General features: G+C 47.8%; 3 protein-coding genes. All 3 read right to left on the bottom strand.

The window, feature by feature from the left end; translation table 11 throughout:
* Positions 1-719: 719 nt before the first annotated feature.
* Positions 720-908, bottom strand: coding sequence for a hypothetical protein (locus ACUVJL_RS32855; RefSeq protein ID WP_445249664.1), 189 nt, complete (start codon positions 906-908; stop codon positions 720-722).
* Between the two features lie 481 nt (positions 909-1,389).
* Positions 1,390-3,687, bottom strand: coding sequence for a DUF4347 domain-containing protein (locus tag ACUVJL_RS32850; RefSeq protein WP_445249663.1), 2,298 nt, complete (start codon positions 3,685-3,687; stop codon positions 1,390-1,392).
* A 1,410-nt stretch (positions 3,688-5,097) separates the two neighbouring features.
* Positions 5,098-5,484: DUF6464 family protein (locus ACUVJL_RS32845; RefSeq protein WP_445249662.1), on the bottom strand; the 387-nt coding region annotated here is incomplete at its 5' end.

Here is a 5,484-nt window from a genome sequence, read left to right as displayed (position 1 = left end):
ATTTTTGTTTGAGCGACATCTTCCAAAAGTAACAGTTAGCTTCCTTGCTCCCTAACCTCAGGCGTTTTTTTAGCCAATTCTGACTTTGCACAAAGTTATTTAACTATAAAAAAACACGTGCTATAGCGATCCTAAATCATTTGTGAATTTCTTACTCCCTCCCCGAACTCGCGGGGAGGGCTGGGGTGGGGTAAAAAATTTATGACTCCTGCAAGGATTGCTATATCTAGGAAAATACGCCGTGGAGTCCGAGATTTGTTTACAATAACCAGTTGAAAATAGTGCGTATTTCTAGTATGAACGGCTTGACCACCCAGACTTTTATTAGGAATTTAGTCTTAATAACACACAATTTTATGTAGTCAATTAACCCACTATTAGATATATATAGCAATCCTAAATTATCTATGAATTTCTTACTCCCTCCCCGCGATTTCGGGGAGGGTTGGGGTGGGGTAATAAATTTACGACTGATTTAGGATTGCATATATATACCTTGCTAAAAACACGTTATAATTTTTGTATTTATAAACTTCCTAATCTAATAACTTTTATAATAAATAACTTACTCACTCAAAACCAATTTTATGGTAGCTAAGCGGTCGGATATCAAATAAGTTACGAGCGTGATTTTAGTTAATTTTAAAACCTCGGATTTTCAAACAAAGCGCCTTGGTAGAATATCGGCAAAAGCCAGGGCATTTAATGCGCTTTTATCGTTACCGAGCAACAGCCACAAAATCCAGAGAAGTAATAGCATTATTAGCCCCAAAAACCTGAGCCAAAACCTCCCCAGTGGCAGCCAATTGCAGGATTGTACCGTTCGCCGTTGAGTTAATTCGCAAGGCCTCCAAACTCAAGCCCTCAGCCAGGACAAACAAGTCAGTTCCTAGGGAAAAACTGAGCACAGTATCGATAAACTAAGTCGTTACCTTTGTCGGCGGCAAAAATGCTGTCTTTGCCTGCGCCGATGATGTCGCCGCTGTCGTTGCCGAAAATTAAGTCGCCGAAAGAGGTCGCAACTGTACTACCTTATAGAGTGCCGTAGTCGCCCAGGATAGTATTGATTGGTCTTGGCCTATGTTTTGAACTCAAAAACTAACCTGATTTACCTCCGGTTCTTATAAAAAATACCCTAAAAACCCTGTGATATCAAATCCGTTGACATCGGAATTATGCATCTCTCTCTTCTCTTTCTCTGTGTCCTCTGTGCCCTCTGTGGTGTAATCATTCCGATCTAACCGGAATTGATACGACTAGAGTCCAGGGATGAAAGGGCATGGCAGGATTTATCCTGCCTATCAGATATACCAATTGCACAAATGTCTGGCAACCGCTGCTCTCGCCAAAAGATTCGACAGTTGCGAATTTTGAAAGATAAAGTATAAGTCACAGAACTGCAGGCAGGAGCGAATGTGAGACCGCTCTTGGACGTAACCAGGTCGGCGCCGGCTGCATCGATCGAGGTCGTGACTCGACCCCCGCCTGACCCGGCCCTGGGACTATCGAGCCGTTGTTATTCGTTAACTCGGGGTCTGGAGTGTCCGATCGGCTCGATACAATGTTAGTGATGCTCGTCAGGGTAGGTGGCGGTACAAAGCTGATGGTGCGGCTCTGGTTGGTGCCGCTGGCTAAAGTCGCGATCGCTGGGAAATAGATCGCCCCTGTGGCCCGATTGTAGGTTCCGCCATCGGGCACGGTGACATTAGTTAAGCCGGGAATCAGGCTGTCGATGATGACTACGTTGGTCGAGTCCCGCGGCCCGTTGTTGCTAGTAGTAATTGTATAAAGGAGCGTGTCACCCGCGTTGATGCTCGCCGGAGCCGTTTTTTGGGTGACAATATCGGCCACAGCATCGATCGAGGTGGTGACGGTGGCGTTGGGGTTTGTACCGTTGTTGTTTGCCGGAGTGGAGTCGGGAGCGATCGAGGTACTTCTGGCCGTGTTGCGGATGGAAGTTAGGGTGGGCGGTACTGTCAAGCCGATCGTCCGGGTAACTGTCTCACGGGCGATTGCCACGGGTCCTTCGGGGACAATGCCTGTCGCTGGCTCGTAAACGCCTCCGTTAGATGCCGTGACTCCGGTTAATCCGGGAACTATGCTGTCAGTGATGGTTACAGCTTCTGCAGCAGGGCTCGGGCCTAAATTGGCTGTGGCGATCGTGTAGCTGAGCGAGCTACCGGGGGTAGCACTCGTAGAGCCGATGTTGGTGGTTGCGAGGTCGGCCTTGGGCGCAATACTTGTGGTAACCGTAGAGTTAGTGGGAGTGCCCTCTTTGTTGGTTGGCGAGCCGTTGTTGTTAGTGGCGAGGCGATCGAAAGTCGCCGAGTTGCTCCGGGCCGTGTTGCTGATGCCGCTACGGGTGGCTGGGGCTATTACGGAATCAGGTCTGAAAGAACCAATAGAGGAGGCGGGAATCCGAGGCGGCTCCTGGCCACAGGGCCCTTCTGTGGATGTTGAAAAATTGCCAAACTCGTCAAGATCCATGCCTAAATCACCTTCCTCAATACCGGGTATAGCCGTTGGTGGAGCGTAGGCAAGAGAATCGCCATAACCCTCAGTCCTTTCTGGGCTGGCAGTGCCGTCAATCAACAAGAAACCCAGGCCGTCCCCTGGCCCAGGGCGAATAGAGGGGTCCTGAGCATTATATTGCTCGCTTGAACCGTTTGAATAAAAATCAAACCGGACTCTGAAACCGTCGGTTGAAGTAATGGGGTTGTTGTATATGACAAAGGCTTCCGGGTCATCTGCTGCTTTCGTCGATCGCACAGCGCCATCGCCGGGACTCGAACCGCCCAAAGCCTGAACTATGCCGGATACTGTGCCTCCGGTAATGCCGGAGATACCTTGATTTGCTGCTGGAACCCCGTTGCTCGGATTCAACAGCGCCCCGTCGTTTCCCCCGTAAATCCCAGGCCCCCTAGCTGTGGAGTTCTTGAAAGTTTCGTTAGTGCCAAGGGCGTGAGTGTAGGCTTCGAGCACTTCTTTTTCAATGGCGATACTCGCCTTTATTTCCCCTGTCGCAAATTTTAATTCCCAGTCACCGCCGAGTGCGGCACTCCCCGTCAAGTTGTCGGAAGCTGCAATATCTGCACCTGCAATAAAGCTCAGCCGCCGCACGAAGGCCGCGCCACTTTCCCCCGCTGCGACGCTGCACCCGAATAACAAGATATCTCCTCTCTCCCTGAGAGCTTTTCCCCACTGCTGCAACAAATGGCTGTAGGTTTCTAAGTTGTCGCGCCACAGTTCGATCGATCCGAGTTGCACTCGGGCTTCTCGACCGTGAGAAACTATCTGAAGGCTGTCTAAATCGCTGCAATTAGCGAGAATTCTAGTAATTTGCTCGACTCCATCCCGCGTCGAGTCCAGTACAAATACCTCTGTATCGGCTGTTGCTCCTCTTGCCAAGCTGTCGTAGTTGTCTACTCTGGCATCGACGAACAGTACATTTTTTACACTCGGGGCGCCCCCTGACTCGGTTACTCGCAAAAATTCTCTGTGGAGATGCCCAATTCCCGCACCGCCACCGAGTTTCTGGGGCAGGAAACACTCCTCTGTTTTTACTTGTTTTATTGGTTTTTTTAGATAATAAGTTGCTGTTGTTCGGGAGCTTTTTCCAGCAATCCTGGCGGTGGAGTCACATATTTTTTTGGTTAGAAGAATTGGTTTGTTGCAGATGCTTTGCATAGTCAATTTGTCTCACGGATTGTATATGATGTATCCACTTCAATATGATAATTATCAGCTATTGAAAAGGTGTAATTGCAGAGTAAGAGGCTCTGCTGCTTGACTTCGAGCAAGAGTCCGAAGCGAATTTAACTCAGCACAAAGCAGTGCTATCTTGATATTTGATAGCATGGCAAATATCGCCGACAGAAGCGCTGAGGATTTAGAGGTTAAATCCCCATAATCTATCTATGGGGTGATATTTTGCCTTCGGCTTTCTTTTCTGTTAGCGAGCGTATCTGTTACACACATATCTCTTACATCCCGCAGTAGACAATAACAGGACTTCTCAAGAATTTAGTTGATGAGGTTTTCTGTAGATCGTCTAATGCACTTTATTTGCAGAGAATTTCCACTATTTCTGGAGGCCTAAACCGGATTTGAGGGACGAAAAGGCTTCGTTGCAGCCCTCGATCCCGGTAAAATACTCGGTTTCTTTGGTTTTGGTGTGCAAGCCCTGTTCACAATAGCCACCAGACATTAATTAGGGAGTTATAGCCGTGACATAATTATGCCGGCCGTGCCCGAAGTGTCATTCAATTGAGATCTTGCACCATTGTCAATAACCCTTCTATGGGCGGGCTCTCCTGCCCAACCCCTACTCCCCACAAGAAAATGAACTATTTGTGAAGCCGGAAAGTATGTTAAGCGAGAATGGTGCAACAGATGAGATGCAATTGAAATCGGCATACCCTGTATCGACGAGGCGTCTTAAAAATTCCTGACTTGCAGTCTGGAGATAGCAATGTAGGTTTGAGACTGTTTCGCTGCGATCGCAAAAACAGATTAGTGTCGCCGACAAGCAACTTCTCAAACTGTCAACAAGCGAGTCTTCGAGCGGGTTTCTGTTTCAGGTAAATGCTCGGGACTATTGTCCGTGCAGAATTTTTCAGGATGTTTTGGAGAAACTAGCTTGCAGATTTGCCCATCAGCTACTTGCGATTTTTGTCCGCTAATTTTCTTAACTGCAGGAGTTACGCCCAGGAGACTAGAAACCCTATTTATTCCGAGATTTCTCGTCGCCCAAACAAAATTTATCGTCTAAACCTGGTTTCTGAGCGCAACTCCTCAACTAGAAAAACACTGATCCCAATACGCGAGTTATGGCAACTGTAACTCAGCAATACTGGTGGATTAGGTTTTAATTGCTGAGTTTTGGCGCGGGTCGTCCAAAACAAGCTCCAAAAATAATCCTTACACGTAAGTACATATTAACTCATTGATTTCTACATCCGCAAATATGCGTACATACAAGCACCAATAAAAGCTATATAGCCTTTCTCAGAAAGATGAGGTACTCATGGGCATAGGGCATTGGGCATTGGGCATTGGGCATTGGGCATTGGGCATACCTCACTTTTCTGAGAACCGCTATATCTTTTCACCGCGAGCGTCAAGAGTTCTGGCTTGGTAGTAGCGACAATCTTGACAGGGCCCAGAAGGATTGACAGCGCAGCGAATGTAATTAGAGCGGGCGTTATACTCGCAAGTGATATCGCCGATCGGATAACCGAGGCCTTCTATATAGGTGCGATCGGCAGTTGGTAGTTGAGTTCGCATGGGTCTATTTGCTACCGCAAGCCTAGCCAGTGCAATTCTATCGCGGGCTTGGCTCTGGGCAGAGCGCATCACCCACAAAGACAGCAGCGACGGAGCTAAACCTATGAAAATAATCAGGAGAGCCGTTAACACTTTTTCAAAGCCTGCAGGTAGGAATATTTTTTTTAATTTAGACGATCGGCAACAGAAAATCCTCCC

It is taken from the genome of Microcoleus sp. OTE_8_concoct_300 (assembly GCF_031383065.1).
Classification (GTDB): Bacteria; Cyanobacteriota; Cyanobacteriia; order Cyanobacteriales; family Microcoleaceae; genus Microcoleus.
This window is presented reverse-complemented; position numbering and strand designations above follow the sequence as displayed.

Bases quoted from the DNA above. Each gene is read 5' to 3' on its own strand.
- ACUVJL_RS32850 (WP_445249663.1), bottom strand. From the start codon at position 3,687: ATGCAAAGCATCTGCAACAAACCAATTCTTCTAACCAAAAAAATATGT.